The 20,354-nt window shown below is 58.3% G+C and carries 22 protein-coding genes; 14 read left to right on the plus strand and 8 right to left on the minus strand.

Annotation, left to right across the window (positions count from 1 at the left end; genetic code table 11):
• Positions 1-85: 85 nt before the first annotated feature.
• Positions 86-2,509, minus strand: coding sequence for a beta-agarase (locus tag ACN1C3_RS12520; protein WP_419116131.1), 2,424 nt, complete (start codon positions 2,507-2,509; stop codon positions 86-88).
• 95 nt (positions 2,510-2,604) lie between these two features.
• Complete coding sequence (gene dinG, locus ACN1C3_RS12525; protein ID WP_419116132.1) at positions 2,605-4,749, minus strand: ATP-dependent DNA helicase DinG; 2,145 nt, start codon at positions 4,747-4,749, stop codon at positions 2,605-2,607.
• 99 nt (positions 4,750-4,848) lie between these two features.
• On the opposite strand from dinG, the gene ACN1C3_RS12530 reads away from it, so the two are divergent.
• Complete coding sequence (locus ACN1C3_RS12530; RefSeq protein ID WP_419116133.1) at positions 4,849-5,313, plus strand: CopD family protein; 465 nt, start codon at positions 4,849-4,851, stop codon at positions 5,311-5,313.
• Positions 5,314-5,429: 116 nt separating this feature from the next.
• On the opposite strand, the gene ACN1C3_RS12535 is transcribed toward ACN1C3_RS12530, so the two are convergent.
• Together ACN1C3_RS12535 and ACN1C3_RS12540 are read right to left on the minus strand one after the other, a co-directional pair.
• The gene (locus ACN1C3_RS12535) at positions 5,430-6,188 is read right to left on the minus strand and encodes a collagen-like protein (RefSeq protein ID WP_419116134.1); all 759 of its coding nucleotides are present in this window, start codon (positions 6,186-6,188) and stop codon (positions 5,430-5,432) included.
• The gene (locus ACN1C3_RS12540) at positions 6,181-6,444 is read right to left on the minus strand and encodes a DUF1145 domain-containing protein (RefSeq protein WP_419116135.1); all 264 of its coding nucleotides are present in this window, start codon (positions 6,442-6,444) and stop codon (positions 6,181-6,183) included. The genes ACN1C3_RS12535 and ACN1C3_RS12540 overlap by 8 nt, the downstream gene beginning before the upstream one ends.
• 318 nt (positions 6,445-6,762) lie before the next feature.
• On the opposite strand from ACN1C3_RS12540, the gene ACN1C3_RS12545 reads away from it, so the two are divergent.
• The 4 genes from ACN1C3_RS12545 (at position 6,763) to ACN1C3_RS12560 (ending at position 8,523) form a co-directional block, all read left to right on the plus strand.
• The gene (locus tag ACN1C3_RS12545) at positions 6,763-7,260 is read left to right on the plus strand and encodes a DUF6231 family protein (protein WP_419116136.1); all 498 of its coding nucleotides are present in this window, start codon (positions 6,763-6,765) and stop codon (positions 7,258-7,260) included.
• A gap of 4 nt (positions 7,261-7,264) precedes the next feature.
• Entirely contained in the window at positions 7,265-7,741 is a 477-nt protein-coding gene (locus tag ACN1C3_RS12550) for a YchJ family protein (RefSeq protein ID WP_419116137.1), read from the plus strand.
• 72 nt (positions 7,742-7,813) lie between these two features.
• Positions 7,814-8,299: an LEA type 2 family protein gene (locus ACN1C3_RS12555; protein ID WP_419116138.1), complete on the plus strand. Its 486-nt coding sequence runs from the start codon at positions 7,814-7,816 to the stop codon at positions 8,297-8,299.
• A 5-nt stretch (positions 8,300-8,304) separates the two neighbouring features.
• Positions 8,305-8,523: an SEC-C metal-binding domain-containing protein gene (locus ACN1C3_RS12560; RefSeq protein ID WP_419116139.1), complete on the plus strand. Its 219-nt coding sequence runs from the start codon at positions 8,305-8,307 to the stop codon at positions 8,521-8,523.
• A 173-nt stretch (positions 8,524-8,696) separates the two neighbouring features.
• Here ACN1C3_RS12560 and ACN1C3_RS12565 read toward each other — a convergent pair whose 3' ends face one another.
• Positions 8,697-9,254, minus strand: coding sequence for a cysteine hydrolase family protein (locus ACN1C3_RS12565; RefSeq protein WP_419116140.1), 558 nt, complete (start codon positions 9,252-9,254; stop codon positions 8,697-8,699).
• Between the two features lie 144 nt (positions 9,255-9,398).
• On the opposite strand from ACN1C3_RS12565, the gene ACN1C3_RS12570 reads away from it, so the two are divergent.
• From ACN1C3_RS12570 to ACN1C3_RS12600, 7 genes are all read left to right on the plus strand, one after another.
• The gene (locus ACN1C3_RS12570) at positions 9,399-10,043 is read left to right on the plus strand and encodes a glutathione S-transferase N-terminal domain-containing protein (protein WP_419116332.1); all 645 of its coding nucleotides are present in this window, start codon (positions 9,399-9,401) and stop codon (positions 10,041-10,043) included.
• Positions 10,044-10,210: 167 nt separating this feature from the next.
• Complete coding sequence (locus ACN1C3_RS12575) at positions 10,211-12,661, plus strand: penicillin acylase family protein (RefSeq protein ID WP_419116141.1); 2,451 nt, start codon at positions 10,211-10,213, stop codon at positions 12,659-12,661.
• A gap of 237 nt (positions 12,662-12,898) precedes the next feature.
• Positions 12,899-13,678, plus strand: a complete 780-nt coding sequence (locus ACN1C3_RS12580) for a transporter substrate-binding domain-containing protein (RefSeq protein ID WP_419116142.1) — start codon at positions 12,899-12,901, stop codon at positions 13,676-13,678.
• A 58-nt stretch (positions 13,679-13,736) separates the two neighbouring features.
• The gene (locus tag ACN1C3_RS12585; protein ID WP_419116143.1) at positions 13,737-14,465 is read left to right on the plus strand and encodes an ABC transporter permease; all 729 of its coding nucleotides are present in this window, start codon (positions 13,737-13,739) and stop codon (positions 14,463-14,465) included.
• Positions 14,462-15,172 carry an ABC transporter permease gene (locus tag ACN1C3_RS12590; protein ID WP_419116144.1) on the plus strand — a complete coding sequence of 237 codons (711 nt, stop codon included), beginning with the start codon at positions 14,462-14,464 and terminating at the stop codon, positions 15,170-15,172. Before ACN1C3_RS12585 ends, ACN1C3_RS12590 begins: the two co-directional genes overlap by 4 nt.
• A gap of 27 nt (positions 15,173-15,199) precedes the next feature.
• Positions 15,200-16,318 (plus strand): succinylglutamate desuccinylase/aspartoacylase family protein, encoded by a 1,119-nt coding sequence (locus ACN1C3_RS12595; RefSeq protein ID WP_419116145.1) that lies wholly within the window; start codon positions 15,200-15,202, stop codon positions 16,316-16,318.
• Between the two features lie 14 nt (positions 16,319-16,332).
• Entirely contained in the window at positions 16,333-17,097 is a 765-nt protein-coding gene (locus ACN1C3_RS12600; RefSeq protein WP_419116146.1) for an ABC transporter ATP-binding protein, read from the plus strand.
• 109 nt (positions 17,098-17,206) lie between these two features.
• On the opposite strand, the gene ACN1C3_RS12605 is transcribed toward ACN1C3_RS12600, so the two are convergent.
• Positions 17,207-17,416, minus strand: a complete 210-nt coding sequence (locus ACN1C3_RS12605; protein WP_419116147.1) for a hypothetical protein — start codon at positions 17,414-17,416, stop codon at positions 17,207-17,209.
• Positions 17,417-17,524: 108 nt separating this feature from the next.
• Positions 17,525-18,091 (minus strand): dCTP deaminase, encoded by a 567-nt coding sequence (gene dcd / locus ACN1C3_RS12610; RefSeq protein ID WP_419116148.1) that lies wholly within the window; start codon positions 18,089-18,091, stop codon positions 17,525-17,527.
• A 353-nt stretch (positions 18,092-18,444) separates the two neighbouring features.
• Between dcd and ACN1C3_RS12615 the strand changes: the two genes are divergently transcribed.
• The gene (locus ACN1C3_RS12615) at positions 18,445-18,654 is read left to right on the plus strand and encodes a cold-shock protein (RefSeq protein ID WP_014336857.1); all 210 of its coding nucleotides are present in this window, start codon (positions 18,445-18,447) and stop codon (positions 18,652-18,654) included.
• A gap of 128 nt (positions 18,655-18,782) precedes the next feature.
• On the opposite strand, the gene ACN1C3_RS12620 is transcribed toward ACN1C3_RS12615, so the two are convergent.
• The gene (locus ACN1C3_RS12620) at positions 18,783-19,808 is read right to left on the minus strand and encodes a DUF481 domain-containing protein (protein WP_419116149.1); all 1,026 of its coding nucleotides are present in this window, start codon (positions 19,806-19,808) and stop codon (positions 18,783-18,785) included.
• A gap of 164 nt (positions 19,809-19,972) precedes the next feature.
• On the opposite strand from ACN1C3_RS12620, the gene ACN1C3_RS12625 reads away from it, so the two are divergent.
• On the plus strand, positions 19,973-20,326 hold the full coding sequence (locus ACN1C3_RS12625; protein ID WP_419116150.1) for an MGMT family protein: 354 nt from the start codon (positions 19,973-19,975) through the stop codon (positions 20,324-20,326).
• Positions 20,327-20,354: the final 28 nt, after the last annotated feature.

Raw genomic sequence — 20,354 nt, forward strand, 5'->3', positions numbered from 1 at the left:
GCTCCCACAAGGAGTACGCACTCCTCTGTGGGAGCATGGCTTGCCCGCGAAGAACGATGACACGGTGGTCAGACAGTCTCGGGAATCACTGGCCATTCCCGGAATGCCCACCGGCATGCCCGCCCTGCCCCACGCCCTTGCCTTGGCTGCTTTTCCTGCTGCCTACGCCTTCGTGGGATGCCGCTTTAGCAGCATCGGCTTTGGCCTTCTCGGCCTCTTTGCCCAGTTGATCGACCGTCTGCACGTTGCTTTTGCGCACACTGTCGACAAAGCCCTGGAACGGCACGTCGGTAATTCCTATCAGGCCGAAGTGGCCGTTTTCGCCATCCTGCAGACGACCGGTCACCGGTTGATCGAGGTACTGGAACCAGTGCACACCGACAATCGATGGTTCGGCCACTGCCTGTTTGAGGAAATGGGCATAGGCCGGACCGCGGTCCTCTTCCTTCGAAAGCTCAGTCACGCCGCCCCAGAATGGACCACGATCCCGCGAGCCGAAGTTGAACTCGGTGATCAGCACGGGTTTGTCCAGATCGCGCAACCTGGCGAAGTCATATCCGTCCTGCGGCTGCAGGGTGTACATGTTGAAGCTCAACACGTCGCAATACTGCGCACAGGATTCGACCGCTTCAGGTGTGCTGATGGCAAACCGGCCGCCCAGCAACAGGTGATTCGGCGCATGCCATTTCAGCGAGTCGGAGATGGTCTTGAAATAGGTGTCAGCGAAGACCTTCTGGAAGTATTTGAAGTCAGCTTCGATTTCCGGGTGTTCAGGGCTTGGCAGGGGCGGCTCAAAACCCGGGTCTTCCATGAGTTCCCAGGCCGGCAGATCAATGCCCCAAGCCTTCGACAAACCGGCCTGGTTGCGGTACTTGTCGCGCAACTGCTTGAGGAACGCGCGTTTGGCCGGGACGTCGGTGCTCATGCGCAAAGTGCCGTATGCCAGCGCATAACGAGATTTCGGATCGTCACCAGGACCGGCCCAGGCCAGTTCGTTATCGGCAAAATAACCAATCAGCCACGGGTCATCCCGGTGATCACGGGCAGCGATGGCCACGGCGCGTTCGGTGGCCATGGCGAAACGTGGGTCGAACGGGTCGGGCATGCCGCCCCACCAATCGGTACCGGTACTGATGCTGGCGTAGTCGCCAACAATCGACAGCGGCAAGGTGTATGGCACACGATCAGTGAGACCCAAGGTCGGGGCGCTCCAGTTGCCGATGGTGTTGAACCCCCAGGCCTGCAAGCGATCAAGGGTGTGGCTGACCCAGCGTTTTTCATCAAAGGCTCCGGGCGCGCAAGGCACGGCGGCCGGTTTCTCTGCGCTTTTCTCGGCGGTGTTTTCTACGGCGTCCGCTTTGGCGGCGGCTGCGACGCCCGCCTTGGTTTCGCTGGCAGCAACACAAGGTTGACCGTAAGTGCGCTGGAGATTGGCACCATAGAAGTCATACCAGCGGCCGGCATTGAAACCACGGCCCTTGTCGGCACCGTTACCACCCCGGTTATCGCCCTCACCGTAGTAGCTGGCCAATGGCTCATCGGCCTTGGGCAGCTCGCCAAACATCCATTCACGTCCGGCGACATAGGTCCGGTTGGTGTCGGCGGTGACTGTGTTGACCCCCAGGGAATAGAACGGATGACCTTCCGGGGTCACCAGATACCAGCGTCCGTCGCGCTTTTCGGTGCGGAAAAAGCCGCTGGCGTTGAAGTCCGGGCCTTTGTTCCAGCCACCAAACTTGTCCAGGGACGAACGCTCGCGCTCGGCGAGCCAGGTTTTCAGCTGCTGTTGCTCTTTGCCGGCAGCGGCTTTCAACTGCTCATCGCTGCTGACCTTTTCTGGCCATTTCGCCCGAGTGGACTGACCGTAGGCATCGACCAGCGAACTATAGGCAGCCTTCACCACGGCATCACCGTCCTGCACACCGAAGCGCTCGAGCATGATGCTTTGCGCCACTTTCGGCTTGTCCATCGACAGTGTGACCGACACCACCTGGCTGCGATCCAGCTCGCCTTCGCTACTGGCGAGCAAGACCCGCAGGCCATCGACTGTCATCGGCATGGGTGGCCCGGCTTTCATACCCTGGCTCAGCGGCGAGCTGGCCTGCAAGGGCACCAACAGGGTTTGCGCAGGGCCGGCCGGCAGGTCAATGCGACTGATCAGGGTCTTGCCGTCATTGCTCTGGATTTTTACATAGAGGGTCAGCGCCCAGCTCATGGCGCTCTGGATCCGCAAGCTCATGGCGCCAGACTGCGACCAGTCCCAGGCACCGGTTTGCGGTGTCAGGCGCAGGCTCGGCTGGTTCGCCGGGTTGAAAGTTACCCGGCGCAGCACTTCGCCCTCAGCCGTTTGCTCCGCATTGGATTGCGGCAGGCTGGCATCTTCAGTCGCCACCTGAACCACATCGGCGGGGCGGACAAAGTTGAACAGCGTCTGTTGTCCGGCAGGCGCAGCCAGCAGCGGCGCAGCGAACAGCAGAGCAAAAACAGCGGGCAGCGAGCGGCGAATCATAGGAACGAGGTTCTCCCTAACGACCAGTGAACGGTCTGTGTGGAATTTGGCGACATGAGATAGACAACGCGGTGGGCGTATTTGCCCACCGGGTCTCAAGAAATTTCCCGGCGGAACGGCGGCAGCGCATTGAGAATGGCTTTACCGTAGCGTTGCGTGACCAGACGTCGGTCGAGCAAGGTGATGGTGCCGCGATCCTCTTCGGTGCGCAGCAGCCTGCCGCAGGCCTGGACCAGCTTCAGCGAGGCGTCCGGGACGGAAATTTCCATGAACGGATTGCCGCCGCGTGCTTCGATCCATTCGGCCAGCGCCGCTTCGACCGGGTCATCCGGCACCGAGAACGGGATCTTGGCGATCACCACGTGCTCGCAATAGGCGCCGGGCAAATCCACGCCCTCGGCGAAGCTCGCCAGGCCGAACAGCACGCTGGAGTCACCGCCATCAACCCGCGCCTTGTGCTTGTTCAGGGTTTCCTGTTTCGACAGATTGCCTTGAATGAATACTTGTTTACGCCAGTCGCGATCCAGGCCGTCGAATACGTCCTGCATCTGCTTACGCGACGAGAACAGCACCAGCGTGCCGCGCGAGCCTTCGACCAGTGCTGGCAGGTCGCGGATGATCGCCGCCGTGTGTGCGGGAGCATCCCGAGGGTCGGCGCGCAGGTCCGGGACCCGCAGCACACCGGCATCCGCGTGATGGAAGGGGCTTGGCACCACCGCCGTCACGGCTTTTTTCGGCAGACCGGCGCGCATGCGGAAACGATCGAAAGTACCCAACGCGGTCAAGGTGGCCGAGGTCACCAGCGCGCCATAGGCGACGTTCCACAGGTTACGCCGGAGCATTTCTGCCGCAAGGATAGGGCTGGCGTTGACCTCAATGTCGAACAACGAACCGCTTTCGGCCAGAGTCAACCAACGGGCCATCGGCGGGTTGTCTTCCGGATCTTCGGCAGTAAATGCGGTCCACAGCTCCCAATTGCCTTGGGATCGGGACAGCAAACTACCGAACAACGGGTACCACTCTTCGGCCTGATTGCTGGCGATGCCAATGTTGACCTCGCCATCCATACCTTCCTTGAGCAGCTCGGTGAGACGGGTGAAGACATCGGTCAGGCGCGAAAAGCCTTTCTTCAGCTCGATACCCATTTCACGCATGTGCTCGGGGATCACTCCGCCGACGAAACGATGGCGCGGCCGTTCGCGACCTTCCACGTCTTCGCCGGGCTTGAAGTCGGCGACCTGCTCGCAGGCCGTGAACATGAACTGTTGTTGAGTCTTGATCTCGCGCGCCAGCTCCGGAACCTGCTCGATCAGCTTGCCCAGGTCACCGGGCAGCGGATGCTGGGCCAGCAGTTTGGCGAGGTTCTTGGCAGTTTGTTCCAGCCAGTCGGCGGTAGAGCGCAGGCGGGTGTAATGAGCAAAGTGACCGATGGCCTTGTCTGGCAGGTGGTGACCTTCGTCGAACACGTAAAGCGTGTCACGTGGGTCCGGCAATACCGCACCTCCGCCCAACGCCAGGTCGGCCAGCACCATGTCGTGGTTGGTAACAATAACGTCGACCTTGCCCATGCCTTCGCGGGCCTTGTAAAAGGCGCACTGGCCAAAGTTCGGGCAATGACGGTTGGTGCACTGGCTGTGATCAGTGGTCAGCCGCGCCCAGTCCTGGTCTTCCAGGGCAGTGGACCAACTGTCACGGTCGCCGTCCCACTTATTACCCGCAAGCTTTTCGATCATGCTGGTAAAGAGCTTCTGGCTGGCCTCATCGACCTCGATCTTGAAGCCTTCTTCTTCGAAAAGTTGCGCCGTGGCAGTTTGCGCGTGGCCTTCTTGCAGCAACATATCCAACTTGGACAGGCACATGTAACGGCCCCGCCCCTTGGCCAGCGCGAAGGTGAAGTTCAGCCCGCTGTTGCGCATCAGGTCCGGCAAATCCTTGTAGACGATCTGCTCTTGCAACGCGACGGTCGCCGTGGCGATCACCAGGCGTTTGCCAGCGGCTTTGGCAGTGGGAATCGCCGCCAGGCTGTAGGCCACGGTTTTTCCGGTACCGGTGCCGGCCTCGACCGCCACTACTGCGGGGTCGCCACTGCGCCGGCCTTCGTCATCGGTAGCGATGTCGCCAAGGACTTTGGCCACTTCGGCGATCATCAAACGCTGGCCGTAACGCGGCTTGAGGCTCTTGGCTTCGAGAAAACGCGAGTAAGCGCCCTGGATCTGGGATTTGAGTTCGTTGCTGATCATGGTCTTCGGGCGCGAAAAAACGCTGGATAAATTTTCAGTGGTTCGAATCGGCCGCTATCATAACCCGCTAATTCATCCCGCGCAGAACGGAGTACCCGAATGACACCCTTCGCCCTTGTTTACACCCTGCATGTACTGGCGGCCCTGGTCTGGGTCGGCGGCATGTTTTTCGCCTGGATGGTCCTGCGCCCCGCCGCAATGACGGCACTTGAAGGTCCGGCGCGATTGAAGTTGTGGGTAGAAGTGTTTCAACGTTTTTTTGTGTGGGTCTGGGTCGCTGTAGTGCTTTTGCCGATCAGCGGTGTTGGCCTGATCCAGTTGCGCTTCAACGGCTTTGAAACCGCACCGCGTTATGTGCAGGTGATGATGGGGCTGTACCTGGTGATGACGGCGCTGTTTATCCGCATTCAGGCATTGCAACTGCCGGAACTGCGCAAAGCGGTGTTGGCCGAGGATTGGCCGATGGGTGCTGCGACTCTGGGGAGGATTCGGCGTTTGGTGGGGATTAATCTGCTGCTGGGCTTGTTGTTGGTGGCCGTGGCGTCGGCAAGGCCGATGTTTTGATTTAGATCTTAAAAGCTTCGCGGGCAAGCCCGCTCCCACAAGGGTCGCGCATATCCTGTGGGAGCGGGCTTGCCCGCGAAGACGGCGTGTCAGACGCCAGACACTTCGGAAACTGCTTACAACCGCTGCACCGTCACTGAGCCGGCATTACCGGCAGGTCCTGACTGGCCTTCAACGCCAGGACGCCCGCTCTTGCCGCCATCGGCGCGGTAAACGAAGCAGCCTTTGGACTTGCCGCCCGCGCCTGGCTTACCAGCGGCGCCAGCCAATCCGCCTACACCACCATCGACCCAGACCTTGATCTGCGCGCCCGGATAGTCTCGCGGCAATTGCACTCGTACGTGCGCACCGGACGCACCGGGATTGCCATCACCGCCGTTATCGCCATCGGCACCGCGACCGGCCTGGCCCCAGGCACAACCCGGCGCCTGACCATTAGCGCCATCCAGGCCAACATAACCCGGCGCACCGGCACCGCCGCGGGCATCCACCGACAATTCTTGCGCACTCAGCGAGTTGATCCGCAGGTTGAGGTCACGCCCAGGCTTGGCAGCCTTGAGGTAAGTGCCCGGCGCTCCGCGGGAGGTAATCTGGCTACCGCTGCCCAATTGGGCGTGGTTGATTTTCAATTGCAGGCTTTGCTCGCCGGGTACGATGGCAATCCGTGCCTCGTGTCCCAGATGCAGTTCTCCGACAGTCACTTCGGTCACGTTGGAGGGAATCAGCAGCGTGCCGTAATCGGCGACGTCCAATCGCTCCAGCTGCAGGGCACTGGTGGTGTTTGGCAAGCGCATCAAGGAATTGGTTTCGACCATCACCACTTGGGCATAGGCCAAAGGGCTGCACAAAGCGGCCAGCAGAAAGAGATTACGCATGGTTGGGCTCCGGGACGGTTTGCAGATGAAAAATGCCGAACAGCAGAATCTGTAAGCGATCACGCCACCGATGGGCACGTCCTTTCAAACTGCCATTGAACCGCACGACTTCCAGAAGATGCATCAGCAGCAACAGGCTGCCGGCGAGGTTGAGCATTAGATGGACCGGATGGATCAGCGGATTGAGCAAATTGACCGCCACCACTAACCAGAACAGCAAGGTCAAAAACTTCCCCAGCCCCCAAAACACCTTCATACGCTCCCCCGCTGATAATTATTCTTTGCGCGCACAGTACCGACTTCCACGAGATATAAGCCAGAGGGCGATGAAAATTCTTCTTGGGCGCAAGGGGGATCGTCCCGGCAGCAACCGGTAAGGCAATCTCAATTGTGAATGCTCCTGTGCTACCGGCCCATACCGGTCACACAGGAGTAAAGTTTTAATCTCCGCCAGCAATAGGCCATACCCACCTTTGTCCGATATTCACGGCAAATGCCTTCATTTAGCGAAACCCCGCTCTAGGCCCGAGCGTTCGGGCGCGCTAGTCTTTGCAGCTCTGATTGAGGATCTTCGATGACCGCAGGTATTTCTTCGCGCACACCCCAGCAAGCCCTCGCCGCTTTGCTCGACCGTTATGCGCCACAGCGTCTGTTGCTGATTGGTGCCAGCGACTTCCCGGCACTTGAAGCGTTCAAGCAGGCGCACCCGGACACGTGTGTGTCGCAAGCCGCCCCCGGCCCCTTGCCGCCCGAGCTGGCGGCGTGCCGCTTTGATCTGGCGCTGGCGGTCGATTGCCTCGAGCATCTGCCCAAGCGCGATGGCCTGAACCTGCTTGGCGGGATTCGCAACCTCAATGCCAGTCGCATCGCTGTGCTGGCGGATCTTTCAGCCTGTGGCTGGCTGGAAACTGATTTCTTCTCCCTGGCCCTGCAAGCCAGTGAACGCTTCCAGCGCGACGAGCAGGTGCTGACCCTGTTCACCTACGATCTGCTTGAATACAAACAAGTGCCCGACTGGCTGAATGCCCGGTTCTGGGCCAATCCGGAAAACTTCGGCAAGTATTGGTGGTAATACGATGAGTACGTCGATTTGTCCCTGCGGTAGCGGCACTCCGCTGGATGCTTGCTGCGGCCATTACCATGCGGGCCACCCAGCGCCGTGCGCAGAGGCCTTGATGCGCTCGCGCTACAGCGCTTATGTGCTGGGTCTGGTGGACTACCTGGTAGCGACGACCCTGCCCGCGCAGCAGACAAGCCTGGATCGTCAATCGATCAGTGACTGGAGCGCCCAAAGCACTTGGCTGGGCCTGGAAGTGGAAAGCTCCGAGGTGTTTGGCGGCCAACCCGAACACGCCTTCGTCACCTTCACCGCGCGCTGGCATGACAGCACTGGCGAACACAGCCACCGCGAACGCTCGTCGTTCGTGCAGAACAGCGGCCACTGGTACTTCATTGATCCTACCGTGCAGCTCAAGGCCGGACGCAACGACGCCTGCCCCTGTGCCAGCGGGCAGAAATTCAAGAAGTGCTGTTCGAGTTACTTCCTCAGCTGAGTTTCAACATGGATCACGCCACACACTTTGAACACCCGATTGCTAAACTGGGCCCTCAAAGGGAGTAATGGCATGGTCGCTGAGTTTCGAACAATAAGAACAATCAGCTTGTTCATGGCGCTGACGCTTTCTGGCTGTGCGTCCTGGTTTAGCGACGACACGCCGGATCCCCAAGTGCACTTGGTCAAGGTCGAGGTGGTCCGGGCCAAACTGCTGGAGCAGAAACTCGTGCTGCACTTTCGCGTCGACAACCCCAACGACAGCGACCTGACCGTTCGTAGCCTGGAGTACCGCATTCACCTGGGGAACATGCTGCTGACCGAAGGCGAGCACGAGCATTGGTTCACGGTTGGGCCCAACCGCAGCGCCTATTTCAAGGTGCCGATCCGCACCAACCTGTGGTCCAAGGTGCGGGATCTGGTGAAACTGCTGAAAAAACCCGATCAACCTATTCCCTATCGTCTGGAAGGTGAACTGGAAACCGGTTTATTCATCGCACACTACGTGCACCTGGCGCGCAATGGCGTGATAATCCCCGCCGATTTAATTCCGGAGTGACCCCGATGACCCAGCAACCCCATGTCCATGGCCCTGACTGCAACCACGATCATGACCATCAAGACCATCAAGACCACCATGATCACGACCATGACCATGTTCACGGCCCGAACTGCGGCCACGCCCACCAGGAACCGGTGCGCAACGCCCTGAAAGACGTCGGACGCAACGACCCTTGCCCGTGCGGCAGCAGCAAGAAATTCAAGAAGTGCCACGGCGCTTGATGCTCCGGGCGGATATTTTCTTCACTTGTTGAATCGCCATCTCGAGCAAACCCGCTCCCACATTTGCGCCGCTCACACCATCGTGGGCTGACGCAGATTAAATGTGGGAAGGGCCGGGCGACGTTCGCTTGCTCGCGATGCAGGCGACTCGGTGCCACTGACACCTCCCCGCTTCATCCTTTCTTCAGAATCTCGGCCGTCGTCACTACCGTGGCGTACTCGCCGTGCAAGTTACCCAACGACATGGCGTGCACTTCTTCGGCTGAATGCGGTTCACCGAAGAAATCGGCCTTGTCGAAGGTAAAACACGCATCCTCCGCGACCCAGGTTTCAAACCCCAGATTGCCCGCCGTGCGCGCCGTGGACTCGACTGAGTTGTGGGTCGCCACGCCGACGATGATCAGTTGTTCTATCCCCACCTCTCGCAATCCCGCTTCCAACGCCGTCCAGCAAAACGCATCCGGCACCTGCTTCTGGATCAGCTGCTCACCCGGCAATGGCAAAAATCGCTCCTGAAACTCGACACCTGATTGCTGCGGCCAGAACACCGAGTCAGGCGAGCGGGATAAATGCTGCACATGAATCACCGGCCGCGCAGTATGGCGCCAATAGGCCAGCAACTCGGCCATCCGGTCCTCCGCATGTGGGTTGTTGCGCCGCCCGAGCTTGGGGTGATGAATGCCTTTCTGTTGATCGATCAGAATCAGTACCGCGTTTGTCTTGAGCTCCATGCCGACTTTTCTCTTGCTGGGTCATTGAATTTCCTGAACTTCAACATCACCTCTTCCTACAGACAAGCCATCGAAAGCAAACAGGACGACCTGATGCGGAGTTTGCTGTCCATAGACAAAGACACCTCTCACCTGGAGAACTCCATGATCGACCTGTATTACTGGACCACCCCCAACGGCCACAAAATATCCCTGTTCCTGGAAGAAGCCGGCCTGCCATACAACGTACATGCAGTGAATATCAGCCAGAACGATCAGTTCAAACCCGAATTCCTGAAGATCTCCCCGAACAACAAGATCCCGGCCATCGTCGACCAGAAACCGGCTGACGGCAGCGAGCCGCTGGCGCTGTTCGAGTCCGGAGCGATTCTGTTGTACCTGGCGGAAAAAACCGGGAAGTTCCTGCCCAAGGACCTGCGCGGTCGGCAGCAAACCCTGCAATGGCTGTTCTGGCAAATGGGTGGGTTGGGACCGATGGCCGGGCAGAATCATCACTTCAGCCAATTCGCCCCGGAAAAAATCCCTTACGCGATCAAACGCTACATCGACGAAACCACTCGACTGTATGGCGTCCTGGACAAACAACTGGCCGACCACGACTTCATAGCCGGGGCCGAGTACAGCATTGCCGACATGGCGATTTACCCGTGGATCGTCTCGCACAAGTGGCAAAGCCAGAACCTGGAAGACTTCCCCAACGTACAACGCTGGTTCAACCACATCCAGGACCGCTCTGCGACCGTGCGCGCGTATGCCGTTGCCGCACGGATCAACCCGCCTAAATCCTGAGGACCAGTATCGTTCCCACGCGCCCGCGTGGGAACGATCAAAACTCCATGAGCGATGCTGGTTTATCAGACAAATCTTGAAATAAGATCCGCCCCCTTCTTGCGCGGCATCCTCCTGCTCACTAACGTAGCGCCTTTATCAGCACTACCCTCCGCAGGAGCTTTGCCATGGCCTCGCCAGCCTTTACACATTTTCTTCCCCGGTTCGGCGTTGCCGCTGCAGTGACCGGTGTTCTCAGCCTGACCGGTTGTCAGACCTGGAACACTCAAGACACCCTGCCACCCACTTCCGGCGTGCAGCCGCTCAAAGGGCTTGCGCAAAACGTATCGGTACGGCGCAATGCCATGGGTATGCCGCTGATCGAGAGCAATAGTTTCCACGACGCCCTGTTCACCCTGGGTTACGTGCACGCCAGTGATCGCATCACCCAGATGGTCACCATGCGCCTGCTGGCCCAAGGCCGTCTGGCCGAGATGTCCGGCCCTGACGTACTGGAAGCCGACCGTTTCATGCGGGCGGTCAATCTGAAAAAAAGCGCCAGCGAGCTTTATAACGCCGCTTCCCCACGCCTCAAGCGCTTTTTCGAAGTCTATGCGCGCGGTGTCAACGCCTACCTGTTCCGCTACCGCGACAAGCTGCCACCAGACCTGGCCGCCTCTGGCTACAAGCCCGAATACTGGAAACCGGAAGATTCGGCACTGATCTTTTGCCTGCTGAGTTTCAGCCAATCGGCGAACCTGCAGGAAGAAATCTCCTCCTTGGTACTGGCGCAGAAAGTCGGTGCCGAGAAGCTCGCCTGGTTGACTCCGTCCTATCCGGATGAACCGCTGCCCTTCGCCGAAGCCGAAAAGCTCAATGGTCTGAATCTCAACGGACAAATCCCCGGTCTGGCCGACATCACCAAAGTCACCGCTCAACTCTCCGAGCTGAACCTGCTGAGCGTCGCGACTTCGAACAACTGGGCCATTGCGCCACAACGCAGCCGCAGTGGCAAAAGCCTGCTCGCCAGCGACAGCCATCTGCCAATGGCCGTGCCGTCGCTGTGGAATTACGTGCAGCTACGCGCGCCGAAGTACCAGGCCGCTGGCGTGTCAGTCGCCGGGATCCCGACCATCGTCGCTGGTTTCAACGGCAAGGTCGCGTGGAGCATGACCATGGTCATGGGCGACAATCAGGACCTTTTCCTCGAAAAACTCAAACGCCAGGGCAATGCGCTCTACTACGAAGTCGGTGGCAAGTGGCAACCGGCTATCGTTCGTAACGAAACCTACTTCGTCAAAGGTCAGCGGGCGATTCGCGAAGTCGTGTACGAAACCCGCCACGGTCCGCTGCTCAACAGCGCACTAGGCTCGACACTAAGTAGTGGTTATGGCCTGGCATTGCAGATGCCAGAGCTCAAAAACGACAAGAGCCTGGATGCGTTCTTCGACCTGTCCCGTGCGCAGAACGTCGAGAAGGCTTCCGACGCCAGCCGTGAAATTCGCGCCATTGCGCTGAATATGGTGTTCGCCGATGCGAGCAACATCGGCTGGCAAGTTACTGGCCGCTTCCCGAACCGTCGCGAAGGTGAAGGTTTGCTGCCGTCGCCGGGCTGGGAAGGTCGCTACGACTGGGACGGTTACGCCGACCCGATGCTGCATCCCTATGACCAGGATCCGGCCCAAGGCTGGCTCGGCACCGCCAACCAACGGGTCATTCCCCATGGCTATGGCATGCAGTTGTCCAACTCCTGGTATTACCCGGAGCGCGGCGAGCGCATCGCCGAACTGGCCGGTGTCGGCAAGCACGACACTCGCAGCATGATCGCCATGCAGTACGACCAAACCACCACCTTCGCCGCCAAGCTGAAGAAAATGTTCGAGGCACCGGGCATGGCCCAGCCGCTCAAGCAGGCCATCGACGCCCTGCCCGAAGCCGAGCGTAGCAAGGCTCGCGAGGCTTACAGTCGCTTGATGGCGTTCGACGGCAAGCTCAGCCCGACCTCGGCTGACGCAGCGATCTACGAGCTGTTCTTGCAAGAAAGCACCAAGCAGATCTTCCTCGACGAACTGGGTCCGGAATCCAGTCCTGCCTGGAAAGCATTCGTCGCCAACGGCAATTTGTCCTACTCAGCTCAGGCCGACCATCTGCTCGGCCGTGAGGACAGCCCATTCTGGGACGACACCCGGACCCCGCAGAAGGAAGACAAACCGACAATTCTCGCCCGCAGCCTCGCGGCGGCGATGAGTGCCGGTGACAGCCAGATGGGCGCCGATCACAAAGCCTGGCAGTGGGGCAAACTGCACCGCTACGAGTGGAAAAACGCCAACGGCCAAACCGTGCGCGGTCCAATGCCTGCCGGTGGTGATCACACCACACTGAACACCGCTGCGTACCCTTGGGGGCAGGATTTCAATACCACGCTGATCCCGGCCATGCGCTTTATCGTCGACTTCGGCCAGGCGGAACCGATGATGGGCCTCAACAGCACCGGCCAATCTGGAAATCCGGCCAGCCCGCACTACATTGACAGCATCGATCCGTGGCTCAAGGGCCAATACATGAGCTTCCCGATGCAGCCGCAGAACTTCGACAAGGTCTACGGCACGACGCGGTTGACGTTGGTGCCTGGCAAGTAGGCACCGGTGATCATTCCCATGCAGAGCGTGGGGATGATCAAGACCCTGTCTTGGTGCGATATTTTTTTAGTGCCCGTTTTCGGGCACGCCACAGCAACATCTCTTTACGAAAACCACCTTTTAAAACACTTGTTCGGCACTATGGTTCGGAAATTGCTACTTTTAATAGGTCTTACGCTTTCCAGTAACAATAATTCTGCGCCACAAGCGCTCATATTGGTTTTTAGGGATTGAATAATGAAAAAAGCATTGCTGACCCTTTCTGCACTGGCGTTGTGCATGGCTGCAGGCTCTGCGCTGGCCAAGGAATATAAAGAGCTGCGTTTTGGTGTTGACCCTTCCTACGCACCGTTCGAGTCCAAAGCGGCTGACGGCAGTCTGGTGGGCTTCGATATCGACCTGGGCAATGCGATCTGCGCCGAGCTGAAGGTCAAGTGCAAATGGGTCGAAAGCGATTTCGACGGCATGATTCCTGGCCTCAAAGCCAATAAATTCGACGGTGTTATCTCCTCGATGACCGTTACTGAAGCCCGTGAGAAAGTCATCGACTTCTCCAGCGAGCTGTTCTCCGGCCCTACCGCGCTGGTCTACAAGAAAGGCTCCGGCATCTCTGACGTGGCCTCGCTCAAAGGCAAAAAAGTCGGTTACGAGCAAGGCACCATTCAGGAAGCCTATGCCAAAGCCGTATTGGACAAGGCGGGGGTCACCACCCAGGCCTATGCCAACCAGGACCAGGTTTATGCTGACTTGACCTCCGGCCGTCTCGACGCCTCGATTCAGGACATGTTGCAAGCCGAGCTGGGTTTCCTGAAGTCGCCACAAGGTGCTGCTTACGAAGTCAGCAAGCCAGTCAACGATCCTTTGCTGCCAGCCAAAACTGCCGTCGGTATCTCGAAAGGTAACAAAGACCTCAAAGCCCTTTTGGATAAAGGTATCAAAGCGTTACACGACGATGGCACCTACGCCACCATTCAGAAAAAACACTTTGGCGATCTGAATCTGTACAGCGGCAAATAATGCCCAGCGCCCACCCCGAAAAGGTGGGCGCTTTTTTGACTGTCCAAAGGTTTGATCCATGTTCGAAGAACTGTTGCAGACACTGGGGCTTTCCGCCTTCAGCTTGAAGGGTTTCGGCCCCCTGCTGATGCAAGGCACCTGGATGACCATCAAATTATCGATACTGTCGCTGCTGGTGAGCGTTCTGCTCGGCCTGATCGGCGCCAGTGCCAAGCTTTCAAGCGTCAAGCTGTTGCGTGTTCCGGCGCAGCTCTACACCACGCTGATTCGTGGGGTGCCGGATCTGGTGCTGATGCTGCTGATTTTCTACAGTCTGCAAACCTGGTTGACCACGTTTACCGACTTCATGGAATGGGAGTACATCGAGATCAACCCGTTCAGTGCCGGGGTCATTACCCTGGGCTTTATTTACGGCGCGTACTTCACCGAAACCTTCCGCGGCGCGATCCTCGCAGTACCTCGAGGCCAGGTCGAAGCCGCCACCGCTTATGGCCTCAAACGCGGCCAACGCTTTCGCTTCGTGGTGTTCCCGCAGATGATGCGCTTTGCCCTGCCGGGTATCGGCAATAACTGGATGGTGATGCTCAAGGCCACCGCGCTGGTGTCGATCATCGGCCTCGCCGATCTAGTCAAGGCCGCTCAGGATGCCGGCAAAAGCACCTATCAACTGTTCTATTTCCTGGTGGTTGCAGCACTGATTTACCTGCTGATTACCAGCGCGTCGAACTTCGTCCTGCGCTGGCTTGAACGGCGTTACGCGGCGGGTGCCCGGGAGGCAGTGCGATGATCGAACTTCTGCAGGATTACTGGAGGCCCTTCCTTTATAGCGACGGCTACCACATCACTGGCCTGGCCATGACCATGTGGCTGCTCAGTGCCTCGATCTTCATCGGTTTTCTGGTGTCGATTCCGCTGTCCATCGCCCGGGTTTCACCCAGGTTTTACATACGCTTGCCGGTAGAGTTCTACACCTACCTGTTCCGCGGTACGCCGCTCTATATCCAGCTGCTGATCTGCTACACCGGGATCTACAGTCTCGCCGCGATCCGTGCGCAGCCGGTGCTCGATGCGTTCTTTCGCGATGCGATGAACTGCACCATCCTCGCCTTCGCCCTGAACACCTGTGCGTATACCACGGAGATTTTTGCCGGGGCGATTCGCAGCATGGCCCACGGTGAAGTCGAAGCCGCAAAAGCCTATGGCCTGACCGGCTGGAAACTGTATGCCTACGTGATCATGCCCTCGGCCCTGCGTCGCTCGTTGCCGTACTACAGCAACGAAGTGATTCTGATGCTGCATTCGACCACCGTGGCTTTTACCGCGACCATCCCGGATGTCTTGAAAGTTGCGCGGGACGCCAACTCAGCGACCTTTTTGACCTTTCAATCGTTCGGCATTGCCGCGCTGATTTACCTGACCGTCACCTTTGCGCTGGTCGGCTTGTTCCGCCTTGCCGAACGCCGATGGCTGGCGTTCCTCGGGCCGACCCACTAGGACTTTTGCTTCAGGAAACAAGAGCGTATGCGCCACCAGATTCACGACTTGCTCGCCCCGCTGCCGGGCACTACACGACAGATTCACAGTTTCCACTTCGGCCCGCAGCAGGCCGAAGGCAAGATCTACATCCAGTCGTCCCTGCACGCGGACGAACTGCCCGGCATGCTGGTGGCCTGGCACCTCAAGCTGCGTCTGGCCGAGCTGGAAGCTCAAGGCCGCCTGCGCAGTGAGGTCGTGCTGGTGCCGGTGGCCAACCCGGTGGGCCTGGAACAAGTGCTGATGGACGTGCCATTGGGCCGCTATGAGCTGGAAAGCGGGCAAAACTTCAACCGCTGGTTCGTCGACCTGAGTGAAGAAGTCGGTAATGAGATCGAAGGCCAGCTCAGCGATGACCCTCACCATAACCTCATGCTGGTTCGCACCAGCCTGCGCAAGGCATTGGCCGGGCAAACCGCCAGCACTCAACTGCAATCCCAACGCCTGACCCTGCAACGACTGGCCTGCGATGCGGACATGGTGCTGGACCTGCATTGCGATTTCGAAGCCGTCACGCACCTGTACACCACACCTGAAGCCTGGCCGCAGGTCGAACCTTTGGCGCGCTATATCGGCGCCGAGGCCAGCCTGCTCGCCACCGACTCGGGCGGGCAGTCCTTCGATGAATGCTTCACCCTGCTCTGGTGGCAGTTGCGAGAGCGCTTCGGTGAGCATTTCGAGATTCCGCTGGGCAGTTTTTCGGTCACCGTCGAGCTGCGCGGTCAGGGCGACGTCAATCACGGGCTGGCAAGCCTGGATTGCCAGGCACTGATCGACTATCTGACACATTTTGGCGCCATTGCTGGCGAACCAGCCCCCCTGCCAGAGCTGCCCTACCCGGCCACCCCGTTGGCAGGCGTCGAGCCGGTCGCAACGCCCGTCGGCGGCCTGCTGGTATTTGTCGCGCTACCGGGTGAATACCTTGAGGCGGGGCAATTGGTCGCCGAGGTCATCGACCCGATCAATGACCGCGTCACGCCCATTCATTGCAATAACGCCGGGCTGCTTTACGCCCGCTCGTTGCGGCGCATGGCCACCGCCGGCATGGTGATCGCTCATGTCGCAGGCTTAGAAGCCTATCGCAGCGGCTACCTACTTTCGCCTTAAGGATGCATGCCCCCATGTACAAACTGACCGTTGAAGGCCTGCATAAATGCTACGGCGACAATGAAGTGCTCAAAGGCGTTTCGCTCAAGGCCAAGACCGGTGACGTGATCAGCCTGATTGGCGCCAGTGGTTCGGGAAAAAGTACCTTTTTGCGCTGCATCAACTTTCTCGAACAACCCAATGAATGCACCATGAGCCTGGACGACCAGCCGATCCGTATGGTCAAGGACCGGCATGGCATACACGTGGCCGATGAAGCCGAACTGCAACGGATCCGCACGCGCCTGGCGATGGTATTCCAACACTTCAACCTGTGGAGCCACATGACAGTGCTGGAAAACATCACCATGGCCCCGCGCCGGGTGCTGGGTGTCAGCAAAAAAGACGCCGAAGACCGCGCCCGCCGTTATTTGGACAAGGTCGGCCTGGCTGCCCGCGTCGCTGATCAATACCCGGCGTTCCTCTCTGGTGGTCAGCAGCAGCGCGTAGCCATCGCCCGGGCATTGGCGATGGAACCGGAAGTCATGCTGTTCGACGAACCGACCTCAGCCCTCGACCCGGAACTGGTGGGCGAAGTGCTCAAGGTCATCCAGGGCCTAGCCGAAGAAGGCCGGACCATGATCATGGTCACCCACGAAATGAGCTTCGCTCGCAAGGTGTCCACCCAGGTGCTGTTTCTTCACCAAGGGCTGGTAGAGGAAGAAGGCGCGCCGAATGACGTGCTTGGCAATCCGAAGAGCGAGCGGTTGAAGCAGTTTCTCAGTGGCAACCTGAAATAACCCCTTCCCGATCACGCTTTTACGCGTCCCGTAGCAGCTGGCGAAGTCTGCCTTCGGCAGCTGCTACGAAGGGAATGTGCGGAGCCAGGAACTGCTTAACGGACTGGCATCAGACGACAGGTGCGGGAGGCGGTTCATCCGGCAGGGTTGGCTCACCGGGTTCGGTAGGCTGTTCGTTCGGGGTATCCGGATCGGGTTGACCCGGAATCCCGCCCGCCATGTTGACCGACGGATGCGCCAGCAGTGACCAGGCAAGCATGCCGACCTGATTGGGCTCAAGCCTCGCCAGTTCAGCACTTATTCGCGGATCGAGTTTCATAGGGCGCTCCTGAGCGATGGCCCGACTCACATTGCGCGAATCGGAGCAGGTACTCTCAATAGAGTACCTGCTCGCTCAAGAATTCCAACTGTTTGTCAGATGCCTGAATCAGGTACGCGGCAGGGTGACGCCGAGCTGGCCCTGGTACTTGCCGCCACGGTCTTTATAAGAGACTTCACACTCTTCGTCGGATTCAAAGAAGAGCATCTGTGCCACACCCTCATTGGCGTAGATCTTCGCCGGCAGCGTTGTCGTGTTGGAAAACTCCAGGGTCACATGGCCTTCCCACTCAGGCTCAAGCGGGGTGACGTTGACGATGATGCCGCAACGGGCATAAGTGCTTTTACCCAGGCAGATGGTCAGTACGTTGCGCGGAATACGGAAAAATTCCACGGTCCGGGCCAAGGCGAAGGAGTTCGGCGGGATGATGCACACGTCGCTTTTGACGTCGACGAAACTCTTCTCATCGAAGTTTTTCGGATCGACGGTCGCCGAGTTGATATTGGTGAACACCTTGAATTCATCCGCGCAACGCACGTCGTAGCCATAGCTCGATACGCCGAAGGAAATCACCCGGTCAGCGCCTTCGCCGCGCACCTGACGCTCTACAAACGGCTCGATCATGCCGTGCTCTTGCGCCATGCGGCGAATCCACTTGTCCGATTTGATGCTCATGGCGGGTGTCCTGAATAGCGAGGTGGAAAAATTCTGTCCGGCATCTTACCGGGGCGCGCCGCCGGGTTCAAAGTCTGGGGCGCTTTTCTCGCCGATCCCCGCAATAGTTAGGCCCGGAGCCTGATGTGTTGCACCGTCAGTCACGAAAATAAAGAAACCTTCGCAAAGACCATTGGCACGTTCCGGAAAAAGGGTTAAGGTGGCGCCACTGTGCTGCTTGTGTCACTGAGAATCTCTACACGATATGTTGAATTTCGATCCAACCATCTCCAAGAATTTTTCCTGCTCTTTGCACTCAGTCTCGGCCAGGGCTTTTCCTGAGTCGCAGTTAACTTTGTCCAAGGAGATACACCATGTCTAATCGCCAAACTGGTACCGTTAAGTGGTTCAACGATGAAAAAGGCTTCGGCTTCATCACTCCACAATCCGGTGACGACCTGTTCGTTCACTTCAAAGCTATCCAATCTGACGGCTTCAAAAGCCTGAAAGAAGGCCAACAGGTCTCTTTCGTCGCTACCCGCGGCCAGAAAGGCATGCAAGCTGAAGAAGTTCAAGTTATCTAACTTGTACTGATACAGCAAAAGCCCCGCCCTCAAAAGCGGGGCTTTTTTGTGCCCGTTTGTTTTGTTCTGAACAACGCTCCGAAACAGGTTGAATCCCTCAACCCCGCTTCAGAACGATAGCGCCTCAGTTACCAGGTAACGCCAAAGCCGGCGGTGTAGCGAGTCTTGCTCAGATCGGCGTCATTGCCACCATTGATGTCATGGGTACCGCTGATGATGTCCTTCTCTGCCTTGAGATTAAGCGAGGCCCACTCAGTGACCCTGTAGCGCAAGCCCATCTCGGCGTCGAGGGAGTAATCGGCCACTCCACCCAGCGGCTTGCCCACCTCGCCGTTAGTGAAGAACTCGACCTTCTTGCCAATCAGGTAACGGTTGTAGTTCCACTTCATCGCCAGGGAATAGAAGTTATCCGTCCCGCCGTCCGAATACTCGTAGTCGGTACGGTTCAGCAGTGAACCGAGGGAAAACGCCCCCAGCTCATCATCCCAGAATTGATAACCCGGACCGGTACCGACGGTACGCTGGCGAGACAGGTCTTCGACTTTGTCGCGCTTGTAGCTCAGACGCCCCTCCCAGAACCACTTATCGGTAATGAACCGGTCGAGCGCATATTCGGCGCTCCAGTTATCAGTGGTTACCACATTGTTCTGGAATTCGCGGTTGTATTCGCCTTCAGCTGTATGCCGCCATCTGCCGTGACGCGCACTTGTCTTGAAATTTACGTCGTATTGGTCGGTGTCTGTTTCGGCGCGCCGATAATCCAGCGCCGCATCCACGCTCCCCTTCCACACCAGATCTTCAACCACCGGCTTGGGCTTGAGGATTTGCTGAATACTGGCCAGTTCAACGGTCTTCGGCGCATCGCCGTTGGCCAAGGTCACTTTTCCATCCTCTGCCGCATGCAGGGATTTGGCCTTCTCGCCCGTGTAGGCATCCTGCTTGACCAGCAATTCCTGATCGCTTTCCAGTGTTTTGACCTGCTTCCAGTCAATTGGAATAGCGCCAGCGTATTCGGTCTGGATCAAGAGTTTGCCACCATCGAAGACCCTGATTTTGCCGCTCAGACGATCACCGTTCTTCAACCAGACGGTATCGGCGAACAAGGGAGTGGAGGCACTGACAACAGCAAGGCATAGCAGCGATCTAGACAACATAAGCAAACACAAGGCTCAAATTTGCGAAAAAAAGGCGGCATTATCCCTATAGAGAAAGCCTGAACAAGGACTGACCCGACTATTTGTATTGAGTTCATATCTCATTCAGTAATTCAGGACTTACCCTATAGACGGCAATACAAACTCATTCAGGAACCCTGAACGTGACTGATTCACCCGCTGAAACCGAAAGCCCGGCGCAAATCCGACGCACGGCACTCTACCTGACACTTGCCCAAGTACCCGCGGGCAAAGTGGTGAGTTATGGCCAGTTGGCCGAACTGGCAGGGCTGGGCCGTGCAGCACGCTGGGTCGGCCGTACACTCAGCCAATTGCCCGGCGACACCAAGCTACCCTGGCATCGCGTTCTCGGCGCCGGTGGGCGCCTCAGCCTGCCAGCAGGTAGCGCTTCGGGTGACGAGCAGCGCGCACGTTTACGCATGGAAGGCATCAGTATCCTGAACAATCGTGTTGATATTCAGCGCCATGGCTGGCGCCCGATAGAGCACAGCGGTTAGAGTGCGCGCTTTGTTTCCGTAATCTGAG

Origin of the sequence: Pseudomonas sp. H11T01 (assembly GCF_048515765.1) — a bacterium.
In the GTDB taxonomy this organism is placed as follows: Bacteria; Pseudomonadota; Gammaproteobacteria; order Pseudomonadales; family Pseudomonadaceae; genus Aquipseudomonas.

Coding starts and splice junctions, on each gene's coding strand:
- ACN1C3_RS12620 (WP_419116149.1), bottom strand. CDS start 19,808: ATGTTGTCTAGATCGCTGCTATGCCTTGCTGTTGTCAGTGCCTCCACT.
- ACN1C3_RS12585 (WP_419116143.1), top strand. CDS start 13,737: ATGTTCGAAGAACTGTTGCAGACACTGGGGCTTTCCGCCTTCAGCTTG.
- ACN1C3_RS12540 (WP_419116135.1), bottom strand. CDS start 6,444: ATGAAGGTGTTTTGGGGGCTGGGGAAGTTTTTGACCTTGCTGTTCTGG.
- ACN1C3_RS12530 (WP_419116133.1), top strand. CDS start 4,849: ATGACACCCTTCGCCCTTGTTTACACCCTGCATGTACTGGCGGCCCTG.
- ACN1C3_RS12595 (WP_419116145.1), top strand. CDS start 15,200: ATGCGCCACCAGATTCACGACTTGCTCGCCCCGCTGCCGGGCACTACA.
- ACN1C3_RS12570 (WP_419116332.1), top strand. CDS start 9,399: ATGATCGACCTGTATTACTGGACCACCCCCAACGGCCACAAAATATCC.
- ACN1C3_RS12545 (WP_419116136.1), top strand. CDS start 6,763: ATGACCGCAGGTATTTCTTCGCGCACACCCCAGCAAGCCCTCGCCGCT.
- ACN1C3_RS12590 (WP_419116144.1), top strand. CDS start 14,462: ATGATCGAACTTCTGCAGGATTACTGGAGGCCCTTCCTTTATAGCGAC.
- dcd (WP_419116148.1), bottom strand. CDS start 18,091: ATGAGCATCAAATCGGACAAGTGGATTCGCCGCATGGCGCAAGAGCAC.
- ACN1C3_RS12520 (WP_419116131.1), bottom strand. CDS start 2,509: ATGATTCGCCGCTCGCTGCCCGCTGTTTTTGCTCTGCTGTTCGCTGCG.
- ACN1C3_RS12605 (WP_419116147.1), bottom strand. CDS start 17,416: ATGAAACTCGATCCGCGAATAAGTGCTGAACTGGCGAGGCTTGAGCCC.
- ACN1C3_RS12535 (WP_419116134.1), bottom strand. CDS start 6,188: ATGCGTAATCTCTTTCTGCTGGCCGCTTTGTGCAGCCCTTTGGCCTAT.
- ACN1C3_RS12575 (WP_419116141.1), top strand. CDS start 10,211: ATGGCCTCGCCAGCCTTTACACATTTTCTTCCCCGGTTCGGCGTTGCC.
- ACN1C3_RS12615 (WP_014336857.1), top strand. CDS start 18,445: ATGTCTAATCGCCAAACTGGTACCGTTAAGTGGTTCAACGATGAAAAA.
- ACN1C3_RS12565 (WP_419116140.1), bottom strand. CDS start 9,254: ATGGAGCTCAAGACAAACGCGGTACTGATTCTGATCGATCAACAGAAA.
- ACN1C3_RS12555 (WP_419116138.1), top strand. CDS start 7,814: ATGGTCGCTGAGTTTCGAACAATAAGAACAATCAGCTTGTTCATGGCG.
- ACN1C3_RS12560 (WP_419116139.1), top strand. CDS start 8,305: ATGACCCAGCAACCCCATGTCCATGGCCCTGACTGCAACCACGATCAT.
- ACN1C3_RS12550 (WP_419116137.1), top strand. CDS start 7,265: ATGAGTACGTCGATTTGTCCCTGCGGTAGCGGCACTCCGCTGGATGCT.
- dinG (WP_419116132.1), bottom strand. CDS start 4,749: ATGATCAGCAACGAACTCAAATCCCAGATCCAGGGCGCTTACTCGCGT.
- ACN1C3_RS12600 (WP_419116146.1), top strand. CDS start 16,333: ATGTACAAACTGACCGTTGAAGGCCTGCATAAATGCTACGGCGACAAT.
- ACN1C3_RS12580 (WP_419116142.1), top strand. CDS start 12,899: ATGAAAAAAGCATTGCTGACCCTTTCTGCACTGGCGTTGTGCATGGCT.